The 21474-nt window shown below is 38.4% G+C and carries 20 protein-coding genes; 9 read left to right on the top strand and 11 right to left on the bottom strand.

The genetic code is table 11. The annotated features are described in order from the left end of the window. Positions 1 to 274 precede the first annotated feature (274 nt). On the bottom strand, positions 275 to 1507 hold the full coding sequence (locus ACTJIV_RS16025) for a hypothetical protein (RefSeq protein ID WP_440628627.1): 1233 nt from the start codon (positions 1505 to 1507) through the stop codon (positions 275 to 277). Between the two features lie 133 nt (positions 1508 to 1640). Further along, positions 1641 to 3920: a catalase/peroxidase HPI gene (gene katG / locus ACTJIV_RS16020; protein WP_440628625.1), complete on the bottom strand. Its 2280-nt coding sequence runs from the start codon at positions 3918 to 3920 to the stop codon at positions 1641 to 1643. Between the two features lie 325 nt (positions 3921 to 4245). Between katG and ACTJIV_RS16015 the strand changes: the two genes are divergently transcribed. Both ACTJIV_RS16015 and ACTJIV_RS16010 read left to right on the top strand, forming a co-directional pair. Next, the gene (locus ACTJIV_RS16015; RefSeq protein WP_111961034.1) at positions 4246 to 4707 is read left to right on the top strand and encodes a heme-binding domain-containing protein; all 462 of its coding nucleotides are present in this window, start codon (positions 4246 to 4248) and stop codon (positions 4705 to 4707) included. A gap of 11 nt (positions 4708 to 4718) precedes the next feature. Next, a complete protein-coding gene (locus ACTJIV_RS16010) occupies positions 4719 to 5132 on the top strand; it encodes a thiol-disulfide oxidoreductase DCC family protein (RefSeq protein ID WP_440628623.1) in 414 nt (137 codons plus the stop codon). A gap of 107 nt (positions 5133 to 5239) precedes the next feature. Here ACTJIV_RS16010 and ACTJIV_RS16005 read toward each other — a convergent pair whose 3' ends face one another. Continuing rightward, positions 5240 to 6673 carry an alpha-amylase gene (locus ACTJIV_RS16005; RefSeq protein WP_223560146.1) on the bottom strand — a complete coding sequence of 478 codons (1434 nt, stop codon included), beginning with the start codon at positions 6671 to 6673 and terminating at the stop codon, positions 5240 to 5242. A 188-nt stretch (positions 6674 to 6861) separates the two neighbouring features. On the opposite strand from ACTJIV_RS16005, the gene ACTJIV_RS16000 reads away from it, so the two are divergent. Together ACTJIV_RS16000 and murA are read left to right on the top strand one after the other, a co-directional pair. After that, the gene (locus ACTJIV_RS16000) at positions 6862 to 7536 is read left to right on the top strand and encodes a DUF4290 domain-containing protein (RefSeq protein ID WP_111961037.1); all 675 of its coding nucleotides are present in this window, start codon (positions 6862 to 6864) and stop codon (positions 7534 to 7536) included. After that, positions 7536 to 8843 carry a UDP-N-acetylglucosamine 1-carboxyvinyltransferase gene (gene murA / locus ACTJIV_RS15995; RefSeq protein ID WP_111961038.1) on the top strand — a complete coding sequence of 436 codons (1308 nt, stop codon included), beginning with the start codon at positions 7536 to 7538 and terminating at the stop codon, positions 8841 to 8843. Before ACTJIV_RS16000 ends, murA begins: the two co-directional genes overlap by 1 nt. A gap of 67 nt (positions 8844 to 8910) precedes the next feature. Here the strand turns inward: murA and ACTJIV_RS15990 are convergent, their stop codons facing one another. From ACTJIV_RS15990 to ACTJIV_RS15960, 7 genes are all read right to left on the bottom strand, one after another. Then, positions 8911 to 10821, bottom strand: coding sequence for a DUF2207 domain-containing protein (locus tag ACTJIV_RS15990; protein ID WP_440628620.1), 1911 nt, complete (start codon positions 10819 to 10821; stop codon positions 8911 to 8913). 3 nt (positions 10822 to 10824) lie between these two features. Then, positions 10825 to 10989, bottom strand: coding sequence for a LemA family protein (locus tag ACTJIV_RS15985; RefSeq protein WP_440628618.1), 165 nt, complete (start codon positions 10987 to 10989; stop codon positions 10825 to 10827). A gap of 1 nt (position 10990) precedes the next feature. Then, positions 10991 to 11377 carry a LemA family protein gene (locus ACTJIV_RS15980; protein ID WP_440628616.1) on the bottom strand — a complete coding sequence of 129 codons (387 nt, stop codon included), beginning with the start codon at positions 11375 to 11377 and terminating at the stop codon, positions 10991 to 10993. A 144-nt stretch (positions 11378 to 11521) separates the two neighbouring features. Next, positions 11522 to 11833 (bottom strand): NIL domain-containing protein, encoded by a 312-nt coding sequence (locus ACTJIV_RS15975; protein WP_223560149.1) that lies wholly within the window; start codon positions 11831 to 11833, stop codon positions 11522 to 11524. Between the two features lie 235 nt (positions 11834 to 12068). Further along, positions 12069 to 12740 carry a YiiX/YebB-like N1pC/P60 family cysteine hydrolase gene (locus ACTJIV_RS15970; protein WP_440628613.1) on the bottom strand — a complete coding sequence of 224 codons (672 nt, stop codon included), beginning with the start codon at positions 12738 to 12740 and terminating at the stop codon, positions 12069 to 12071. 36 nt (positions 12741 to 12776) lie between these two features. Continuing rightward, a complete protein-coding gene (locus tag ACTJIV_RS15965) occupies positions 12777 to 13259 on the bottom strand; it encodes a DUF1801 domain-containing protein (protein WP_223560151.1) in 483 nt (160 codons plus the stop codon). 125 nt (positions 13260 to 13384) lie between these two features. After that, positions 13385 to 15181 carry a T9SS type A sorting domain-containing protein gene (locus ACTJIV_RS15960; protein WP_440628611.1) on the bottom strand — a complete coding sequence of 599 codons (1797 nt, stop codon included), beginning with the start codon at positions 15179 to 15181 and terminating at the stop codon, positions 13385 to 13387. A 401-nt stretch (positions 15182 to 15582) separates the two neighbouring features. Between ACTJIV_RS15960 and ACTJIV_RS15955 the strand changes: the two genes are divergently transcribed. From ACTJIV_RS15955 to proC, 4 genes are all read left to right on the top strand, one after another. Next, a complete protein-coding gene (locus tag ACTJIV_RS15955) occupies positions 15583 to 16788 on the top strand; it encodes a pyridoxal phosphate-dependent aminotransferase (protein WP_111960557.1) in 1206 nt (401 codons plus the stop codon). A gap of 10 nt (positions 16789 to 16798) precedes the next feature. After that, positions 16799 to 17287, top strand: coding sequence for a hypothetical protein (locus tag ACTJIV_RS15950; protein ID WP_440628609.1), 489 nt, complete (start codon positions 16799 to 16801; stop codon positions 17285 to 17287). Between the two features lie 4 nt (positions 17288 to 17291). After that, the gene (murB, locus tag ACTJIV_RS15945) at positions 17292 to 18305 is read left to right on the top strand and encodes a UDP-N-acetylmuramate dehydrogenase (RefSeq protein WP_440628607.1); all 1014 of its coding nucleotides are present in this window, start codon (positions 17292 to 17294) and stop codon (positions 18303 to 18305) included. 102 nt (positions 18306 to 18407) lie between these two features. Then, positions 18408 to 19211, top strand: coding sequence for a pyrroline-5-carboxylate reductase (gene proC / locus ACTJIV_RS15940; protein ID WP_111960551.1), 804 nt, complete (start codon positions 18408 to 18410; stop codon positions 19209 to 19211). Here the strand turns inward: proC and ACTJIV_RS15935 are convergent. Further along, positions 19192 to 19614: a VanZ family protein gene (locus ACTJIV_RS15935; protein ID WP_111960549.1), complete on the bottom strand. Its 423-nt coding sequence runs from the start codon at positions 19612 to 19614 to the stop codon at positions 19192 to 19194. The genes proC and ACTJIV_RS15935 overlap by 20 nt on opposite strands. A gap of 55 nt (positions 19615 to 19669) precedes the next feature. On the opposite strand from ACTJIV_RS15935, the gene lnt reads away from it, so the two are divergent. Then, positions 19670 to 21304 (top strand): apolipoprotein N-acyltransferase, encoded by a 1635-nt coding sequence (gene lnt, locus ACTJIV_RS15930; RefSeq protein WP_336378938.1) that lies wholly within the window; start codon positions 19670 to 19672, stop codon positions 21302 to 21304. Positions 21305 to 21474: the final 170 nt, after the last annotated feature.

Here is a 21474-nt window from a genome sequence, read left to right as displayed (position 1 = left end):
AATTCTAAACTTCTAAAGTATTTATACTATTTTACACCAGCAAAACCTTTTAATATCTTCAAAATGTATATCCTTTCTGGAATTTAGTCTTTTTATGAGTTATAAATATTTTTTCGTAGACTTACCTTTATAATATTTATTAAAATGCTTTTTATGTATTTCTTCATTATCTTGCCATCATTAATGCAAAAAAGTCTTTAAAACTATTATTTTAAAGACTTTTTCAACGACATGAAGTCCACTCTTTTAGAATGGCTCACTTAATTAATAACGGTTAATATCTCGAAATCACCACCCAGGCTGAGCCGGTACTTTGTACTACAATTGCTCTTCCCCAATCACTGTTATTCAAACCATAATTGGTAAAATTGCCTCCGTTAATCCTAAAACTTCCATTAATAGTAACATTTCCAGCTGTATCATTGACCAAATTATAAACTTTTCCTTGATTGGCTGCAGTTGCAACCGGAAGAGAAATATTTCCTGTTACAAGAACCGTATAATCATCGGCAGCAACAGTTCCCGTAGACAAAGTTTTTATTTTTGCATTTAAAGATGAAGCATCTTTCCAGGATAACACTCCCGCCCCGTCTGTTACTAAAACCTGGCCGGACTGGCCATTTGTTCTCGGAAAAGTATATGCCCCCTGAGGATTCCCGGATGTATCTATATAGGAAAAGGTAACTCCTTTACTTTTTTCAAGAGTAACATTGGTTACCCCCGTTGTTCCTCCATCGTGACTCAGAATTAAGCTATTACTAGTTCCATTACTTATTCCCCATATAGAGGCATTTACACTTTGATCCTGATTAACAGCTACCAGACCAAAGGATCCGCCCGTAGACTGTGAAAAGGTGGCTATACTGCCTCCACTATCTCCATAATTGGATTGTAAGGTGGTTAAACCCGGTCTTGCCATAACCACACCTAAACTTGTAGCAGCAGACAGATCACTATTATCCGAATAATAGATACCACTGCCTGCTCCTAAAAGGTTAGTATCTACACCAAAGTAATTGCTTCCGGTTCCATATTGAGCTTTCATATCACCTTTCACTTCAAACTGTCTGTCAGATACAGCATCAGCAGAAGTAAATCCAATCCCTACCTTTCCATTCTGATAAATGTTTTGATCATTAGAGGTCGCAGGATTGGCAGTATTTTGTAAATTCCATGGAGATGCGGAAATTCCAGTATTTAGCTTTACCCATTTATTCAAATCCCCGTTAAAATAGTAATATCCTGCGGTGCTTACATCAGCAGTTTGTCCACTTAAAGCCCCGGCAGTGGTTACATATACCAATGCTCCTGTTTGTAAAGGTGTATAAGTTTTGAGATTCAATTGATCACCTGTAATTCTGGGTGCAATAATTCCATCAAATTTTGAAGTATCGGTCGGGTTTCCCGCTACATCCAGTGTAGCATTTGGAAGATCTGTATTCACTCCCACCTGGGCAAAACTAAATGACCCTACCAATAATAGGGCAGGAAATAATTTTCTTAACATATTTATTTGTTTTTTATCAACAAATATATAATTAATTTGAACATTATATTATTTAATAAATTAATTTATAAAAATATCTATAAAAAAAGACAGCTTTTACAGCTGTCTTCATAATATTATGTTAAGTTTACAATTACTTTAAATCAAATCTGTCAGAATTCATTACTTTAACCCAGGCGGAAACAAAATCATTTACAAATTTTCTCTGGGCATCGGAACTGGCATACACTTCTGCAATCGCTCTCAATTCAGAATTAGAGCCAAAAACAAGATCTGCACGGGTAGCTGTCCATTTTGGCTGTCCTGTTGACCGATCGGTTCCCATATACAGTTCCTGATCTTCCGAAATAGCTTTCCATTGCGTTCCCATATCGAGAAGATTAACAAAAAAGTCATTGGTAAGTATTCCCGGACGGTTGGTAAATACACCATGTTTTGATCCGTCAAAATTTGTGTCCAGTGCACGCATTCCGCCTATAAGTACGGTAAGTTCAGGTGCTGTTAGGGTTAAAAGCTGTGCCTTATCAATCAGTAAGGATTCTGTAGATACACTGAATTTCTTTTTCAGATAGTTACGGAATCCATCTGCTGCAGGCTCCAGATAACTCATGGATTCTACATCGGTCTGTTCCTGTGAAGCATCCATTCTTCCGGGTGCAAAAGGAACTTTGATATCATGCCCTGATTCTTTTGCAGCTTTTTCAACTCCCGCACTTCCTGCAAGAACAATTACATCCGCCAATGATACTTTTTTATTGACAACTTGAGTGTTGTTGAATTCTTTTTGAATATTTTCCAAAACCCCTAAAACTTTCTGAAGCTGAACAGGGTTATTTACCTCCCAATCATTTTGGGGAGCCAGCCTGATTCTTGCTCCGTTGGCCCCGCCCCGCTTATCACTTCCCCTGAATGTGGATGCGGAAGCCCATGCAGTAGATACTAACTCTGAAACACTTAATCCTGAATTTAATATTTTTTCTTTTAAGGTGCTAATATCTGCATCATTGATCAGTTCATGATCAACCTGAGGAATAGGATCCTGCCAGATCAGTTCTTCCTGAGGAACGTCCGGTCCCAGATATCTTGCTTTAGGCCCCATATCTCTGTGGGTAAGCTTAAACCATGCTCTGGAGAAGGCATCTGCAAATGCATCCGGATTTTCATAGAAATGTCTTGATATTTTTTCATACACTGGATCCAGTCTTAAGGAAAGATCTGTAGTCAACATCGTAGGTCTGTGCTTTTTTGCAGGATCAAAAGCATCAGGAATGATCTCAGCTCCGTTTTTGGCGACCCATTGGTGAGCTCCGGCAGGGCTTTTGGTCAGTTCCCATTCATTTTCAAATAAATTTTTGAAAAAATAATTGCTCCACTGTGTCGGAGTCTCTGTCCATGTTACTTCCAGACCGCTGGAAATAGCATCTGTTCCTTTTCCTGATTTATAAGTACTGGTCCATCCTAGTCCCTGAAGTTCAATTCCCGCTGCTTCCGGCTCTTTTCCAACGTTATCCGCAGGCCCTGCACCATGAGTTTTTCCAAAAGTATGTCCACCGGCAATTAAAGCTACCGTTTCTTCATCATTCATCGCCATACGTCCGAATGTATCGCGGATATCTTTGGCAGCAGCTATCGGATCAGGATTTCCGTCCGGGCCTTCAGGGTTTACATAAATAAGCCCCATTTGTACAGCAGCAAGAGGCTTTTCAAGGTTTCTGGAATGAACATCACCGTCTGCATCATCATCAGTTGGAAGTACTCCATGCTTTTCGGCTACACCTTCTGAACCGTGTGCATACCGCAAGTCACCTCCAAGCCATGTTTTTTCCGAACCCCAGTAAACATCCATATCCGGTTCCCAAACATCTTCACGGCCTCCGGCAAAACCAAATGTTTTAAAGCCCATAGACTCTAAAGCAATATTCCCGGTAAGGACCAAAAGATCTGCCCATGAGATTTTATTTCCATATTTCTGCTTGATAGGCCACAGCAATCTTCTGGCTTTATCCAGACTCACGTTATCCGGCCAGCTGTTCAGTGGGGCAAAACGCTGCTGTCCCGCACCGGCTCCTCCTCTTCCATCACCAACACGGTAGGTACCGGCACTGTGCCATGCCATTCGGATAAACAAGGGACCGTAATGGCCAAAATCGGCAGGCCACCAGTCCTGAGAATCTGTCATTAATGCATGCAGATCTCTTTTTACAGCTTCAAGGTCGAGACTTTTGAATGCTTCCGCATAGTCAAAATCTTTATCCATAGGATCTGAAAGAGATGAGTGCTGGCGCAGGATATCAACCCTAAGCTGATCAGGCCACCAATCAAGATTTTTGGTTCCTCCTCCAGCTACAGCTTCTTTTTTCATTGTCCCGTTATGGAACGGACATTTACTGATGTCATTCAAATCATTTTCCATTGTCGTTTATTTTTATGTTGATTAATACAGTTTTTTTTAAACATAACAAACTTACAAAGTCTTATATATAAATACAATCTATTAATTATTATTTAAACGATAGTCAAAAACTATAACTAGCCAAGCTTTATAAATCATTTTAAAGCAGGATATTAAAAGTTATAATAATGCAATTAAGTTAGTTAAAATTCAAAAGCAGATATGAAAAAAGCAAGTCTAAGTTGCCATATTTAGAATGATTCAAATGAGCATTGTATGTTTTGATAATCAATTCATTCGATTTAATAAAATTTGATTATTTTTATAGTTCAAGAATATAATTGATATGAAAAAAATCCTGGTTGTTCTGCTTGTTGCATTTATTATTATACAGTTTTTCCCGATCGACAGAACTAATCCGGCCCCAACGCCGGGTATGGATTTCCTGAAGATCAAAAACACACCGGAACCTATTGCAAAAATCATCAGAACATCCTGCTATGACTGCCATTCCAATGAAACTGAATATCCGTGGTATGCCAGCATTTCACCAGCTTCATGGTTTGTTAAAAATCATATAGAGGAAGGCAGAAAGCATCTTAATTTCTCTACTTTTGCAGTATACGAACCTAAAAGGCAGGCCCATAAACTTGGAGAATGTATAGAAATGACAGAAAAAGAGGAAATGCCCCTGGAGTCTTATTATGTAGGACATCAGGATGCAAAGCTGACAGCTGAACAGCGTAAGGAACTGGTGAAATACTTCAAAAAAGTAAAAGAAGATACTGAAAGGAAAATGTTATTTTAAATATCTATATCATGAAGGAGAGCTGGGAAGACAAACATATTGTATTTTTTGACGGCGACTGTGGCGTCTGTAATTTCTGGGTACAGTGGGTCCTTGAACGGGATAAGAATGACCGATTTATGTTTGCATCCCTGCAGTCTGATTTCGGACAGAAGTTTCTGTCTGAGAGAGGTCTTCAAACTCAAGTATTCAACACGCTATACCTCTGGAAACCTGGACAGTATTATTTCACCAAATCACGTGCTGTACTGCAGATCGCCACTATATTGGGTGGGGTTTATAAACTGTCGGCTGCCGGAAAAGTATTGCCTGCATTTTTGAGTGATCAGGTGTATGATCTTATTTCAAGAAACAGAATGAAACTGGCCAATCAGAAATGTTTTCTTCCTGATCGTGAGCAAAAGAAAAAATTTATTGAAATCTAATTTAAATCCTGAATTTGTAGACTAAATCCGCTTCTGTTAATCTATATTTTCCAGGATGTAAATAATAAAAAAGCAAAGATGAAATTCATCCTTGCTCTTCTTAAATTTTATTGGTTCAATGACCATATTGAATAACTGTTTGGCGGAGCCTGAATTTTCACCCATTTATCTCCCTGTGTTGTTGGATACCATCCGGAATGACCTGTAAAATCTTTTATCTGCTTACTGCTCCAGTTGGTTTCTACCCATCTTTCCTGCCAGCTCGATGAATTATTGATATAAACCACCAGGCCAGGATTCCCGTTATAGCCGTTACGCCTTGCAATATATTCATCATTATCCGTATATAATATGGAAGTGGTTCCTGTAGCCTTATTATTATGGATCCAGATCAGATTATTAAGCCTTTCTTTGTTTAACCACTCTTCGTAGTCACGGTAAAAAATAGTAGGATAACCTTCATGAGTAAGAATGTAAGCATAAGCCGGCATCTTATTGTTAATAATATCGGTATCATGATTGGCCACAAAAGTCACTGCTTTATATGGGTTTCTTTTCCACATCATGTCGTCATTCAGAACATTTAAATTTCCGTTGTCAAAAGCTTCATCCATTTTATAGTATGCCGCAAAATCAAATACAGAACTGTTGGCATTATTAGCCCACCATTCTAAGGTATTTACATTGGAATCCCAAAGTTCACCAACGGAAAATCCACCAACGTTGGAATTCCAGTTATTGACAACCCAAGGCCCGAAGCCTTTGACATAATCAAATCTCCATCCGTCAAATTTCATAACATTCTTATAATATTTCCCTACAGAATCATCTCTTCCCCAGAGCCAGTCCTGGACATAAGGATTGGCATGACACAGGTCGGGAAACCCTCCGAAAGCACCTTCATCATTATTCCCGTACGAATTTTTGTAAAAATCATTATAACTTCGTTGAAATTTCCCGGAAGCAACTCCTGAAAAGTCTGTCCAGGTATTTGTTCCGGTGAAAGGATTGGCCTGAGACTGCCCGCCACTGTTATGATTGATAACAATATCTGCATACACCTGCATATTTTCTGCATGGGCTTTTGTTATCAATGCTTCCAGCTCGGTCCGGGATCCAAAACGGGTTTCTACACTTCCGTTCTGGTTAAAATTTCCAAAATCATAGTAATCTGTCGGGTCATATCCCATAGAATAAGCTCCGTTCTGAGCTTTTGAAGCAGGTGGAAGCCATACTGCACTAATTCCGGAGTCTGACCAGGCAGTCAGTTTGTCTTTCACAGTGTTCCACCAATTTCCACCTTCGGGAACATCCCAGTAAAACCCCTGCATCAGGACACCGCCTCCAGGACCGGATACATATTTCCCGGTCAAAGATCCGCTTCCTGTACTAAAGGGCCGCCCGTCATGGTTGGTAACATTTACGGTTTTAGCATGAACTTCTTCTTTCTGAAGACTTTCATTATCATTTTCATCACCGCTCTGACAGGAACTTAAAAATGCTAAAGACAGCATCGAAATTAAGAAATGTGTTTTTTTCATACGTGTATTTTAATTATTAATCTATTAACTAAATTACAATTTTATTGAAACAAAATATATAAAACACAAAAATTTTTCATTTTCAATAAAAGATTCCTGACAATGTGTGTATAAAAAATTCATTAAAAAATCATAAACTTTTAATAATTTCAAAGCAATTTTTCTTTTAATCCATATATTTGCATACTATGGAATACAATACCCAAAAAACTCAGCTTCATATGCCGGAATATGGCAGAATTATACAACAGCTGGTTGAACGCTGCAAAGAGCTCCCTACCAAAGAGGAAAGGAGTGAAATGGCTATGGCCATTATCGATTTTATGGGTCAGAGAAACCCTCAGCTCCGTGACGAAGAAAATTATAAGCATAAACTTTGGGATCATCTTTTTATTTTAGCAGAATATGATCTTGATGTAGATTCCCCATACCCTTTTCCTACCAGAGAACAGCTTGCCGAAAAGCCTAAAAGAATGGAATACCCTAAACTTCAGGGAGATTTTAAATTCTACGGGAAAAGTATTCTTCAATTGATAGAAAAAGCTATCGAACTGGAACCTGGTGATGAGAAGGAAGCCCTGATCGAAGTGATTGCCAACAACATGAAGAAGTCTTATAATGTATATAATAAGGAACATGTAACGGATGATGTTATTTTCCGTCACCTGAAGGAGCTTTCTGAAAACAGACTGGACCTTACGGGAATAGAATCCCTGGAGAAGAGCAAGATCTACTATACCAGCAATAACAACAACAGCAGGAACAACAATAACAGCGGCAGAAGCAGCAACAGTAATAACAACAATAATAAGAACCAGACCAATAAGAGAAGGCATAACAACAACCATAAAAACAGAAAATAATGAGTGGAACATTTCAGATAAGAGGAGGGAAAAGACTGCATGGTGAAATCACTCCACAAGGGGCAAAAAATGAAGCTCTTCAAATTTTATGTGCTGTCCTGTTAACAGATGAGGAGGTAAGAATTAAAAATATTCCGGATATTCATGATGTAAACAGACTTATTGAAATTCTGGGCGATTTTGGGGTTAAGGTAACCAAAAATGGGCAGGGTGATTTCACATTTAAAGCCGATAAGGTCAATTTCGATTATATCAAGTCTGATGAATTTAAAAAAGACGGTGCCAAACTGAGAGGTTCCATCATGCTGATGGGTCCAATGCTTGCCCGTTATGGTGAAGCGTATATGCCGACCCCGGGAGGTGACAAGATAGGAAGAAGAAGATTAGATACTCATTTCCAGGGACTTGTAGAACTTGGTGCTGAATTTAATTATGATGAAGATGAATATTTTTATTCATTAAAAGCTAAGGAGCTGAGAGGAAAGTTTATTCTCCTGGAAGAAGCTTCTGTAACTGGAACAGCCAATATTGTGATGGCCGCAGCTCTTGCCAAAGGAAAAACAAGAATTTATAATGCTGCCTGCGAACCTTATCTTCAGCAACTCTGCAAAATGCTGAACAGAATGGGGGCAAACATTTCCGGAATCGGGTCTAACCTGGTAACGATTGAAGGGGTTGAATATCTTCATGGTACGGAACACACAATGCTTCCGGATATGGTAGAAATCGGATCATGGATAGGCCTTGCTGCCATGACTAAATCTGAGATCACTATTAAAAATGTCAACTGGAGCCAGCTTGGTGTTATTCCCAACACATTCAGAAAGTTAGGCATCGAACTTGAGCAGAGCAATGACGATATATTTATTCCTGCCCAGGAAAATTATAAGATTCAGAAGTTTATTGATGGTTCTATTCTTACCATTTCAGATGCTCCATGGCCTGGATTTACACCGGATTTATTATCAATTATTCTGGTAGTCGCCACTCAGGCAAAAGGAAGTCTTTTGGTTCACCAGAAAATGTTTGAATCCAGATTATTCTTTGTGGATAAACTGATCGATATGGGGGCACAGATCATTTTATGTGATCCGCACAGAGCTACGGTAATCGGATTGAATCAGGAAGCTCCGTTGAGAGGAACTACCATGGTTTCCCCAGATATCAGAGCTGGGAATGCCCTACTTATCGCAGCACTTTCGGCAGAAGGAAAATCCATCATCCACAATATCGAACAGATCGACAGAGGGTATGAAAATATCGACGGAAGGCTGAAAGCGATTGGGGCGGATATTGAGAGAATTTAGGAAAATATTTATTATAAAATAAAAGCGTTCAAATTAATTTGAACGCTTTTATTTTAATAGCTTTTGGTTACCAGCCACCGCCTCCACCACCGGAGAATCCTCCACCACCGGAACCGCTGCTTGAGCTGGACGGTTTGGTAGATGCAGACTGTATGGATTGGGTAAGACTGGAGTTCAGGGTATTGGCAAAAGCATAATGATTCATTACACCGCCGTAATACCAGGTATTTTGATATTCTGCTGCTGTTTTCTTCAGCAATTCATCAAATTTCTGTCCCCAGATCTGATCGACTCCCATGACCATAGCAAAAGGCAGAAGGGTTTCGAAAACCTCAGGAGTCATCTGAGGAGGATTGTGAAATTTCAGCTGTTCATTCTCTGCCGCTCCCATATACATTTTGAAGCCATCTATCAGGGATTGTTTTCTCAGCTTTTCTTTTGATGGCTGTTTTATTAAATATTGATAAAGTACCATTACTGAAAATGCCAGCACAAGAAAAATATAGCAGACACTAAAGTTAATGCTCCCGACCTCTGTTCCTTCCTGAGAAATTACTCCTCCAATTCCTAAAGCAATACTGAGAGGAATAGGAATAAAAAATAAAAGTTTCCATGATAATTTCTTCGCTAAAAATGTTATTAAAGCAAAGGCAATAAAAATAATAATGTATAAAATTACTCCGGCAAATACTCTTTCAGACTCCGGCAATATATTATAACTTAAGAATAAACCGAAGCCATACACCAGACTAATAACAAGCCATGGAAGCACTAACTTTTTCTTATTATTTCCTTCATTCAAAAAATTGTCATGCTGAAAGCCCAGCGTTCCTTTGAAGTTCTGAACAGCGGTTTCTATTTTCGGATTATATTTTCCATCAAACTTGACGGAATCTTCAAATTCTGAAAAAAGACTATTCATCAGGTTGATTTCTTCTTTCGGAAGCATTTCATCTGCAGCTTTCAATTTCTTCAATGTAAAGGTTTTGGTATTGAAAAACCCCAGCAGACCGGAATCCTCTCCTTCTATAATCTTTACATATCCTTTTACTGCAAGGCTGACAATAGCTGCCGTCAGGTATTTGTTTTTAAAACTTTCGGAGTTGATGTATCCCAGGGAAGCCGGCGAAAGATTTTCAGGAACATTGAACTGTGGATAAACAGTAGGGGTTTCCGGATCTATCCCGTATTTCATCCAGGTTGAATAAAGATACAGAAGCAGTATCAGGAATACGACACATCCGCCAATCAAGACCCCGTACTTTTCCAGGAAAGTTGGCGGCGGTGGCGGAACCATAATTCCTTTTTTGAAACCTACTGCAATGGTAAGACCTTCATTGGCATGAAGACCTGAAGCACCCCATTCTATAGACTCATTGGACAGTACTTTGACTGTACAGTTCTGGCTGTTGCTGCCATATGCTCCGGTATAGCAGGAGTTCTGAATAATCCCAGCTCCGGCAGGAAGATTTACTTTTGCTGAAATAGTATCTATATCGAAATCCCAGTAGGTTCCGTTTACATTCCAGTAAAATTCGTCATACTTTGGAAAGAAACCAATCTGGTTCTCTGTTTTATATTTTATTTCATAGTCGTAGGTTCCGGGATCGAGGATAACATCTTTATTTCCGGCATATATTTTTAGGTAGCCATCTTCTTTCTCTTCATGATAATCTTCCTCCTCTCCATTTTTTTTCACTGAAATAATATGATATCTTACTTTCTGGGTTTTATTGTTCAGATTTCTGGACAAAGGAAGTGCGCGAAAAATTCCCCTTTTTATATTATTTCCAAGACTGTATACTTTAATATTTTCAGTAACGGTAATCCCCGAATTTTTATCCACATCAATATCCGAATGGAAGGAGATAATTTTTTCTGATCCGATAATGGACAGCTGATCCGTCCGCGCTAATTCATCTTGGGCAAAGGCTATGAAAAAAAACTGAAGGAGGAAAAGCTGCAGTAATTTTTTCATTTCTTAGAATTTTACGGATGGAACTTCTCTTTCTGCAATATTTTCAAGCTCAAAGAAAGGTGATTTCTCAAACTTGTACATATTGGCAATGATGTTGCTTGGGAAAGATTCAACCAACGTATTGTTTTCACGGACAGTTCCGTTATAATATCTTCTGGATTTCTCCACATCATTCTCCGATAGAGGTAAGCTCGCTCTGCAACTGCTGAAAGTTGGTATTGGCTTTCAGATCAGGATACTGTTCCGCTACGGCAAACAGATTCATCATGGCCTGATTCAGATTTTTTTCCGCAGCTTCCTTCGCCTGTACCGAATCTGCACCTACAGCCTGTGTTCTGGCTCTTATCACACTGTCAAGCGTTTCCCGCTCATGGGTTGCATAGCCTTTTACAGTTTCCACAAGGTTAGGAATAAGATCGTGGCGTTTTTTAAGCATCACGTCAATACTACTCCAAGCTTCCTGAACTAGATTTTTCAATTTTACCAGACGGTTGTAGATTGATACTCCGTAAATGAGGAATACTGCAATTAAAGCAATGATAATAACTATGGTCATAATTTTTATGTTTTGTATTCATTAAAAATACTGTTTTTTTGAATTGGAATAAAATTCACCTTTAACCATTAGAAGAACTGCAATAAAAAAGCATCCGATAAAAAACCGGATGCTTTCTTGTAATTAAAACTATATGAATCTCCCCTAAAAATACTTACGGCAGTTATATTCCACCATGGTATTTAAAAGTTTATTTTTATTCAGATAAAATTCCAGCTGCTGGTAATCTTCTGAATTGACATTAATATATAACTGTACTGAACCAAAACTGTTTCCATTGACATATTCTACATTAGCAGACAGCACTCTGTGACAAATCCCGAACTGATTATAGATGGTATTCATTAAATGTTCAAATTTCATTTTACCATTTAATTCTATTTCCAGTATCAGTTCTTTTTTAGGCAGGCTAATTGTGTTGGGTAGAACCTGCAACGTAGGATTAGGTGTAATCATCACTAAACAATTTTTTGGTTAAACATTTTCTAGATCATGGTTGCTTTTGCGTTAAATCTTTGACAAAAGTATAAAAAATTATTAGTCCACCAAATTAGTGGACTAATAATTTTAAATTTTAACTAAATTTTTTTCTTAATTTAATATTCAAGGATTATTACATCAAACTTTTAAGCCAGACTTTTAAACCAAAAAATACCCCTAAAGATTACTACATCTTTAAGGGTAATGTTATTTATAATTCTCCTACTCTTTCCAGTTTATCTGAAGCGGCCAGTCCATTAGGATTGCATCCCGGCTCACTTTCCGGAACTTTCAGATTCTTCTTTTTGTAAAATTCTGCCCAAAATTCATTAGTTTTACCTGTTTTGGGATCAATAAATGTCATTGGTTCCAGCTTGAATATATGGTCTTCCCTGAACGCTCTTTCAATATAATCTGAACAGTAAAAAGAATTTTCGTCCAGAATATAATTGAAATTATAAGGTTTTCCTATCATAGATTCTGCTTTTTTAAGAGCAGCTGGAACAGCGTTCTGATATTCCGGCTTCAGGCGGTAAATTATTACTTTCTGGCCGTCATCAGCCTGATCTTTAAGAAAAAAATTCAGATCCTGCTTTTGGGAACCACCTTTGGGAGCTGCATGCAGTACATACCAGTGATTATTTTCTTTTTCTACAATTCCAATATGATCAAATGATGCCTCTTTCTGTTTTTGTGTCACATTATTAATCGCTCCTGATAACCCGGTTTCTTTTGCAGTCACAAAAAGCAGATCCCCGTTCTTCAGCTTCCCGGATTGAGCCAGAGTGGTACATTGCTGCAATAACAAAATCCCAGCGAGGAAAATGATATAGGCTAGAGCTTGAGGAATTTTTTGAAACAGATCTTCTTTACATTTAATCATAATATTTTTTTATTGCCGGGCTTACAAATTATTAAGCTATTTTTCTTTTGAAACAGATTCTTTACTTTTCTTAAACTGTGTTTCATAGGTATTAATCCAGTCTTCAACCGTCATTTTTTTACTGACCTCAGCAATGAGCTCAAAAGGAATATCATCCATTTTTTTGAACCTCACACAGGATTTCCCCATATCGAGCTTTCTTTTTGAATGTTTTGGATATTCGGTTACAAACCAATTTAACAGCTCTGGATCTGCATAAATACCCATGTGATAAAATGCAATAAAATTTTTCTGGGAGGCCAGGCTCATGAACGGCAATGGCGTACCCGGTGCACAATGGTAGCCAGCCGGATAAGTTTCTAGAGGAACGCCCCAGCCAACCATGCCATAGCTGATATTTTCCCGGAAGCCTTTTGGTAGGTTATCGTTTATGGTATCAAATAGCTTTTTGAATACTTCCTGTCTTTCTTCAGGAATTTTTGAAATATAATCAGTTATAGAATCCGCTGGAATTTGCATTTTCAATATGTTTTAATTTTTCTCAAAATAACAAAATTTATGAATACCACGATCGAAATTTAATCAAACAAAAAGCGGCAGTACATCAATGCACTGCCGCTCAACTTTATTGACATTAAAAAAAATTATTTTTTTATAGCCTTCACCGTAGACTGTGATCCGTCTTTGAAATAAATAGTAACAAAATACAGACCTGTATTCAGTGTACTCAGATCAAGCTCTCTTACAGCTCCTGTAATTGTTTTTACAGCTCTTCCGGAAGAATCTCCTACCATTACAGATTTCACTTCTCTATTATCGGAAATATAAAGGAGGTCTTTAAACGGATTTGGATGAACCGATACTTTCTTAATACCGTCTTTTACTTCTGAAGTGCCCAGCTGCGCATTCTCAACAGTAAAATTATCTACATAAAAATTATAGTCAGGATCATCGTTCACTGTTCCATCTGTTCCGTAAAATGCAAATACGGTATTAGCACTGTTATACGCTGCTAGAGTATACACATATTGAGTTGAGGTATTGGTCGGGGCGTTAGCCTGATTCCATGTTTCCAAAACAGTCCATGTCGTACCGCCATCATTGGATACCAAAAACTGAATAACATCGTCAGATCCCATTGGCGAAGCACTGGTACTGAGATAAGCCGCTACACCATAATCAAATTTAACTTTATATGATCCTGCAGAAAGATTGAAAGGTACTGTTTTTAGCCAGCCCGTTCTGCCTGTTGAATATAAATTGATCGTCGCTGATCCTCCGGAACCTGTGCCTAAGAATCCACCCGATGTCCAATAAGACGATGTCCCTGTAGGACCTGTAGCAGGTGTGCCTCCGGAAAGAGCTCCAGCCCAGCATGTTCCCGGAAAGCTGCTGAAATCATTCGTATATGACGGGACCACAGCCCCACACAAGGTGGTAAATGTTCCGGATAATGACCAACCACTCTGAGACGTTGCCGTACTGCAATTGCTTCTTACCCAATAATAATAAACCGTACTTGGTGATAAAGACGGGATGGTAAAAGAAGTTCCCGTAACTCCAGGATGGTTAGGTACCGTTGCAGCGGTAGGCGCTGTATTACTGGTGCTGTAATAAACATCATAGCTTACCGCCTGAACACTGGCCGGTATCGTCCATGAAACTTGAGCAGAATTAGAAGTCAGTGTGCCTACAGGCTGAAGTGTAGGAGCAACACAATCTGTATACGCATCAGCAGAAAAAGCAAATACATTCGCTATGCCTGTACCACTGACTTTCGTTACGGTAACACTTTGAATAGGTTTGGTCTGATTGGCTGCATCGATGGTTAAGGCCGACTGATACAGTCTCGGATTGGTAGAATTAGGCTCTAAAACATTATTGCTTCTGTTGATTCGTCCGATTCCCTGTATGGCATAATTTGACCCGCCATACCAGTCAGAGATCGCTACGCCCGAAAATGTCTGGGAAGTATTATCTGTAAAATTGACTGTTACATTAACTGTACATGCCCCACTTCCGCCGGTTGAAAGCATATACACTTTAAAAGCTGCAACCGGGCTTACAAATGAAAGTGTTCCACTGTTACTGCCGGCAGCATTGCTTGAAATTTTTAAAGAATTGCTCCCAGACAGATCTCCAAGCTTGAAGCTCAGCCCTGGTGTAGAAGCTACTGCAGAATTAATGATCCCATTAACCGGAAGACCGTAAGTAATCGGTGTGCTGCTGGATGTAAGTTGAAAATCTCTTGCTACAAATGCAAAAGATACTCCGTCAACATCTTCTGTAGTGGATGTCATTGCCGAACCTACACCGTTGGCGATTACATCTGCCGTATACCCGGACTGGACAGGCATCGTCTGAAAGTTTTGGGCACTCATCATTGCTGCCGCAAAAAGAGCCATAACAGATAAAGCTCTAACTGGTAAATTTGTTTTCATAATTATTTTTTATTATCGCTTAAATTTAATAAAAAAATCAAAACAAAGCTTAAATTTTTATTAAATAACCAATAATTAATCAATAACTTTAAATTATATACATTTAACTTATATGAAAACATTATTTTCTAACCAAATGCTTTATTCGCATTTTAATATATTATTTTAACAATTTCAATTCATTCTAATGTATAATCAATTTCCAATAGTCAGCACTTTAAGAAAACTGCCGATCAGTATCAAGCATAGTCAGAAAGATCCCCGTAGACATCAAAAGAACAGATAATAATCAATTTTAACTCACTGATTTTCAAAACAATTAAAAAGCAGTCAAAATGGGCAACACGTTATTTTATTATTGAGAAATTAAATCTTATTTTTGCCATACAAATTTTTGAACAATGCCAAATATTTCAAACAGAGCACAGCATATGCCGCCATCGCCGGTAAGAAAACTAGTTCCTTATGCTTTAAAAGCAAAACAGCAGGGAATAAAAGTGTATCACCTCAATATCGGACAGCCTGATATTGAAACACCGGAAACAGCTTTAAATGCTTTAAAGAATATCGACCTTAAAGTATTGGAATATGCACTTTCTGAAGGTAATATAGAATACAGAAAAGCTCTTACGGAGTATTATCATACCTTAGGTTTCTCGGATCTGACACCTGATAATTTCATTGTGACCAATGGAGGATCTGAAGCATTAAACTTTGCCATTTCCACTTTATGTGATGATGGTGATGAGGTCATCATTCCTGAACCTTATTATGCTAATTATAATGGGTTTACCAGCACATTCAACGTTAATGTTGTAGCGGTTCCATCTACTATTGATACAGGTTTTGCCCTTCCTCCGATCGAAGAATTTGAGAAAAAAATCACAGAAAAAACAAGAGCAATTGTTATCTGCAACCCGGGTAACCCTACAGGATATCTTTACACCCGTGAAGAACTTCAGCAGCTGGCAGAAATTGCCTTAAAATATGACATCGTTATTATTTCCGACGAAGTATACAGAGAATACGTATATGACGGGAAACAGCAGATTTCTATGCTGGATTTCCCTGAACTGAGCGATAACTGCATCATCATTGATTCAGAATCCAAGCGTTATTCTATGTGCGGAGTAAGAATCGGGTGTATGGTAACACGTTCTAAAAAGATCCATGATGCGGCAATGCTTTTTGCACAGGCAAGACTGAGCCCGGTTCTGTTAGGCCAGATCGCAGCAACAGCAGCGCACCAGAACGACGGTGCATACATCAGAGCAGTAAGAGAAGAATATACACACAGAAGAAATATCCTGGTAGATCTTCTTAATGCCATTCCAGGAGTAATCTGTCCTAAGCCGAGAGGAGCTTTCTATTGTGTAGCAGAGCTTCCGGTAGATGATACCGAAAAATTCGCACAGTGGCTTTTAGAAAAATACGCTCTTAATAAGGAAACAATTATGGTAGCTCCTGCAGGAGGTTTCTACAGTGATCCTGAATTGGGAAAAAAACAGGTAAGAATCGCTTACGTCTTGAAAGAGGAAGATCTTAAGAGAAGCGTTGAGATCCTTAAAAATGCTTTGAAGAAATACAGAGAAGAATTCAGCCTCTAAAATATAATTTATGATGCCGGCAATAAAAAATACTTACCTGAAACTCTTGTTTTTATTGTTTTTGCTGCCGGCATTTTTTTCCTGTGACAAAAAGAAAGAACTAACTTCGGCCAGTCCTAAAAACCCAAATGAGATAACTTTCATCAGTGTATCCAATATCGGTGGCGACCAGGGCGATTATAAGATTATCAAAGTCACAAAAGACTCCATACACGCGGAAAAGGGCATCACAGCCCGCCAAATCCATAAAGAATGGGATTCAGCTATCAGCATACAGACCTGGAATAACCTTATCTCTTCGATCAAAATTAAAGATCTTGATGTAATACACAGTTCTCCAAGCCAACAGTCTGTAGATGGCATCGACGAAACTTTTCAGATCAGAACTCCGAAAAAGTCACATATTTATGTCAATTCTTATGCTGATACGCTGCATTACAGGCAGCTGAAACAGTTTAAAGAACAACTCAACCTCATTCTTCCCACAGAATACCAATAAAAACATGCAAGAAAATTTTTCTTTAAAACCTTACAATACATTTGGTGTTGACGCCAAAGCAAAATATTTTATTGAAGTACAAACCCTTGAGCACCTCAAGGATGCAATCAATTATTCTAAAGACCACCATCTTCAGGTTTTATTTTTAGGCGGCGGAAGCAATATCCTTCTGACGAAAGATTTTGACGGCCTTGCCATTAAGCTCAGCTTGAAAGGAATTTCCGAACAAGAGCTTAATGAAAACGAAGTGCTTGTAACAGCAAAAGCCGGAGAAAACTGGCACGAATTTGTGATGTACAGCCTTGAAAAAAACTACGGCGGACTAGAAAACCTGTCATTGATTCCTGGTAATGTAGGAACCTCGCCGATGCAGAATATCGGGGCTTACGGAACCGAAATAAAGGACACTTTCGTCAGCTGTACCGTTTTAGACCTTGAAAATCTTGAGGTTAAAACATTTAACCTTGAAGACTGCCATTTCGGATACAGGGATTCTATTTTCAAACAGGAAGGAAAGGGAAGGTATGTAATTTTGGAAGTTAGTTTTAAATTAACCAGGAAAAATCACCACATCAAAACAGAATATGGTGCAATAAAAACGGAGCTGGAAAACTTAGGGATCACCCATCCTACGATTCAGAATGTTTCCAAAGCGGTCATCAATATCAGGCAGAGTAAACTCCCGGATCCTAAAATAATGGGCAATGCCGGAAGTTTTTTCAAAAATCCAACTATTCCTCTCACCCAATTTGAAGATTTAAAGCTAAAATTTGAAAACATTCCAGGCTACCCAAACGGAGACGTGGTAAAAGTACCTGCCGGATGGCTAATCGAACAGTGCGGATGGAAAGGGAAACAGATTGGAAATACTGCATCACATCAACTTCAGGCACTGGTTATCGTGAATGCCACCGGAAATGCCACCGGAAAAGAAATTTTTGATTTTTCTACAGAAATCATTCATTCTGTCAAAGAGAAGTTTGGAATAGAGCTGGAACGGGAAGTAAATATTATTTGATACAAGAGACTGTTTTTTTAAAATTGTGAAAACAGCTTTTTTCTGAATTAAATACCTTGTAAAGGAATAAAAATATTATTTTAGCTGAAAAAGAGCACGAACATGAAAATAGCGATCCTCGGAGCCGGCAAAATGGGCCTTTCCTTTTCAAAGTCATTTTTAAAATATGAATTGATCAAACCGGAAAACCTCCATCTGATCACCCGGGGTCAGTCCAAAATCTCTAAAATAGCCGAAGAATTTCCAAAATCACAGATCTCCACTTTCGAAGAGACTCAAGAACTGGATGCCGATCTTATTATTATAGCTGTAAAACCACAGGACTTTCTGCATGTTACTGAAAATTTCCAGTTTACATTAAAAGAAAACCAGATGGTCCTTTCTATCATGGCCGGAATTAAGATTGAAAAGATTCAAAAATTATTAAACCATCCTCTCGTTGTAAGAGCTATGCCCAACTCTCCTACTCTTCTGGGAATGGGTATTACAGGCTATACTGCTGCAGGAGGCATTTCTTTCAGCCAGCTGATCAATATTGAAAGACTACTGAACAGCACCGGCAGATCGGTTTATCTGGAAAATGAAGACCTTCTGGATGGCGTTACAGCACTTTCAGGAAGCGGGCCGGCCTATTTTTATTACATTGTAGATGCCATGATAAAAGCCGGCGTAGAAATGGGAATCGATGAAAATCTTTCCAAACTGTTTGTACAGCAAACCATGCTGGGCGCTTATCACCTGATCAACAATTCCGAAAAGAATCTGGAAGAACTTATCAAAGATGTAGCTTCGAAAGGCGGAACCACTGAAGCTGCATTAAAAACATTTGAAGACCACAATTTTAAAGAAATTTTAAAAAATGGAATTTTAAATGCCGAAAAGCGTGCTAAAGAACTAAACGGCTAAACCTTTTTTCTACCAACCGGCAGAGCAGCCATCCGAGATATACACCGAAAGTATTAAGAATGATATCATCTACCTCAAAGATCCCCATTCTGGTAAAATACTGAAGTGCCTCAATGATAATGATAGAAGAAATGAAGGTATAGATCAATGCATTAAGATCTCTGAGCCTGGGAAATATCCAGCCAAGAAATCCAAAAGGAATAAACATAATGATATTCCCTAAAACAATGATGCCAATATCCTTCCACTCAATTGTATTGTGGATAAACTCTATGGTTGAAAAAATGGGTTCCACGGTGATCTGGTTATCCGCATACTGAAACCTGCCCATTCCCCAGAACATGAGATACAGCAAAAACAATGTATAAGGAACAATAATAATTTTGTAAAACTTCTTTAACATGAAGTACAAATTTATTCATTTCAAAAACATTAAATTTGTGTGTTAAATTAATTTAATGAAATACATTTTACTTACGCTCATTTCAGCAATGCTGCTGTCTGTTTCGTGGCCTACTTACGGAGTTCCTTTCTTTATATTTTTTGCTCTTGTTCCTCTTTTGATGATGGAACACGGAATCTCAAAATTTTCATCGTACAAAAGAAAAAGCTGGATGGTCTTCGGCCTTTCTTATCTTTGTTTTGTGATCTGGAATATTGTAACGACCGGATGGCTATATGGCTCTAAGAACCCTGATGGAAGCCATTCCATGATGGCGGTTGTATTTCCCGTTTTGGTTAACTCTTTCCTTTACTCTCTTGTTTTCCAGTGCTACCACTGGTACAAAAATGCTCAGGGAACGTATTGGGGATTAGGATTTCTGATTGCCATATGGATGAGTTTTGAAAAATTCCATCTGAACTGGGAACTCACCTGGCCATGGCTGAATTTAGGAAATGTATTTTCAGATTATCCTAAATTAATACAGTGGTATGACACCCTGGGAGCAACCGGAGGAAGTTTCTGGATCTTATCTATCAATGTTTTGATTTTTTATACTTTAAGAACCTGGGAAGCGGGAAGAAAAAGAAAAGACCTGATCAAAAATACCTCAATGGTTGCTGCTTTGATCATTCTTCCGATGATTATCTCATTGATCAAATACAATAATTTCGACGAAAAACCATCAGGACAGGTCAATGTTCTGATGTTGCAGCCGGATCTTGATCCTTATGCTGAAAAGTATTCAAAAGACAGCCTGACCATTGAAAATGATCTTTTAACCTTGGCAGAAAACAATTCAAAAGGAAAGATTGATTATTATATCGCCCCTGAAACAGCTCTTCCCGGAAGAGGTTCAATTTCCGAAACTGCTTTTGAGAAAAGTCTGCTTTTAAACAATGTGAAAGGATTTTTATCCAAACATCCGGGAGCTGTTTTTGCAACCGGAATTTCTTCACACCGTTTTTATAAAAGCCAGGAGAACATCCCGAAGGAAGCTTATCAGGTTAATCCGGAGCTTTGGGTGGAAAGCTATAATACCGCTATTCAGATTGCACCACAAGAGAAGGTTCAGGTGTATCACAAAGGAAAGCTTGTTCCCGGCGTGGAAATTTTCCCGTACATGAGTGTTTTGAAGCCCCTGTTAGGTGATGCAATGCTTAATCTGGGTGGAACTGTGGCTTCTTTAGGAATAGATGAGGAAAGAAAATCTTTTTCAAATCCTTACAATAAAGGCAGATTAGCGCCTATCATTTGCTACGAAAGCATCTACGGAGAATTTACAACGGATTACGTAAAAAAAGGAGCCAACTTCTTAGGCATCATGACCAATGATTCCTGGTGGGGGGTTACAGAAGGGCACAAACAGCTTCTTTCGTATGCAAAGCTAAGGGCTATAGAAACCCGAAGAGAAATTGCACGTGCCGCCAACAGTGGCATATCCGCCCATATCAATGCAAAAGGAGAAGTGGAAGCCGATACTTTCTATGGGGATAAAACAACATTATTCGCCAAAGTGAATCTTTACGAAACGATGACCTTCTATACAAGAGCCGGAGACCTGTTATCAAGATTTTCCATTTTTGCACTGGGCTTTTTACTGTTTTACTTTTTGATTGAAAAGTTTAGAAACAGGACCAAGAAAGCGTAATATCGACCACAAAAGTTACAAAAGATAAACATTTAGTTTTTAGTTTAAATTTTGTGTATAAAAAAGTACACTTAAGTTTTTTAAAATCTAAAGATTTATCCACTACTTATACAATTTATTTGATGGGTGGTTCACAACAATACAACCAAAATAAAAAAAGAACTTTATCC

Origin of the sequence: Chryseobacterium sp. 22532, assembly GCF_052044665.1 — a bacterium.
Taxonomy (GTDB): domain Bacteria; phylum Bacteroidota; class Bacteroidia; order Flavobacteriales; family Weeksellaceae; genus Chryseobacterium; species Chryseobacterium lathyri.
Note: the sequence above shows the minus strand (reverse complement) of the source record. Positions and strands in the feature narration are given on the sequence as shown.

What these genes read in the sequence shown, in the direction of transcription:
- ACTJIV_RS16025 (WP_440628627.1), bottom strand. Translation starts at nt 1,507, where the DNA reads ATGTTAAGAAAATTATTTCCTGCCCTATTATTGGTAGGGTCATTTAGT.
- katG (WP_440628625.1), bottom strand. Translation starts at nt 3,920, where the DNA reads ATGGAAAATGATTTGAATGACATCAGTAAATGTCCGTTCCATAACGGG.
- ACTJIV_RS16015 (WP_111961034.1), top strand. Translation starts at nt 4,246, where the DNA reads ATGAAAAAAATCCTGGTTGTTCTGCTTGTTGCATTTATTATTATACAG.
- ACTJIV_RS16010 (WP_440628623.1), top strand. Translation starts at nt 4,719, where the DNA reads ATGAAGGAGAGCTGGGAAGACAAACATATTGTATTTTTTGACGGCGAC.
- ACTJIV_RS16005 (WP_223560146.1), bottom strand. Translation starts at nt 6,673, where the DNA reads ATGAAAAAAACACATTTCTTAATTTCGATGCTGTCTTTAGCATTTTTA.
- ACTJIV_RS16000 (WP_111961037.1), top strand. Translation starts at nt 6,862, where the DNA reads ATGGAATACAATACCCAAAAAACTCAGCTTCATATGCCGGAATATGGC.
- murA (WP_111961038.1), top strand. Translation starts at nt 7,536, where the DNA reads ATGAGTGGAACATTTCAGATAAGAGGAGGGAAAAGACTGCATGGTGAA.
- ACTJIV_RS15990 (WP_440628620.1), bottom strand. Translation starts at nt 10,821, where the DNA reads ATGAAAAAATTACTGCAGCTTTTCCTCCTTCAGTTTTTTTTCATAGCC.
- ACTJIV_RS15980 (WP_440628616.1), bottom strand. Translation starts at nt 11,377, where the DNA reads ATGACCATAGTTATTATCATTGCTTTAATTGCAGTATTCCTCATTTAC.
- ACTJIV_RS15975 (WP_223560149.1), bottom strand. Translation starts at nt 11,833, where the DNA reads ATGATTACACCTAATCCTACGTTGCAGGTTCTACCCAACACAATTAGC.
- ACTJIV_RS15970 (WP_440628613.1), bottom strand. Translation starts at nt 12,740, where the DNA reads ATGATTAAATGTAAAGAAGATCTGTTTCAAAAAATTCCTCAAGCTCTA.
- ACTJIV_RS15965 (WP_223560151.1), bottom strand. Translation starts at nt 13,259, where the DNA reads ATGCAAATTCCAGCGGATTCTATAACTGATTATATTTCAAAAATTCCT.
- ACTJIV_RS15960 (WP_440628611.1), bottom strand. Translation starts at nt 15,181, where the DNA reads ATGAAAACAAATTTACCAGTTAGAGCTTTATCTGTTATGGCTCTTTTT.
- ACTJIV_RS15955 (WP_111960557.1), top strand. Translation starts at nt 15,583, where the DNA reads ATGCCAAATATTTCAAACAGAGCACAGCATATGCCGCCATCGCCGGTA.
- ACTJIV_RS15950 (WP_440628609.1), top strand. Translation starts at nt 16,799, where the DNA reads ATGATGCCGGCAATAAAAAATACTTACCTGAAACTCTTGTTTTTATTG.
- murB (WP_440628607.1), top strand. Translation starts at nt 17,292, where the DNA reads ATGCAAGAAAATTTTTCTTTAAAACCTTACAATACATTTGGTGTTGAC.
- proC (WP_111960551.1), top strand. Translation starts at nt 18,408, where the DNA reads ATGAAAATAGCGATCCTCGGAGCCGGCAAAATGGGCCTTTCCTTTTCA.
- ACTJIV_RS15935 (WP_111960549.1), bottom strand. Translation starts at nt 19,614, where the DNA reads ATGTTAAAGAAGTTTTACAAAATTATTATTGTTCCTTATACATTGTTT.
- lnt (WP_336378938.1), top strand. Translation starts at nt 19,670, where the DNA reads ATGAAATACATTTTACTTACGCTCATTTCAGCAATGCTGCTGTCTGTT.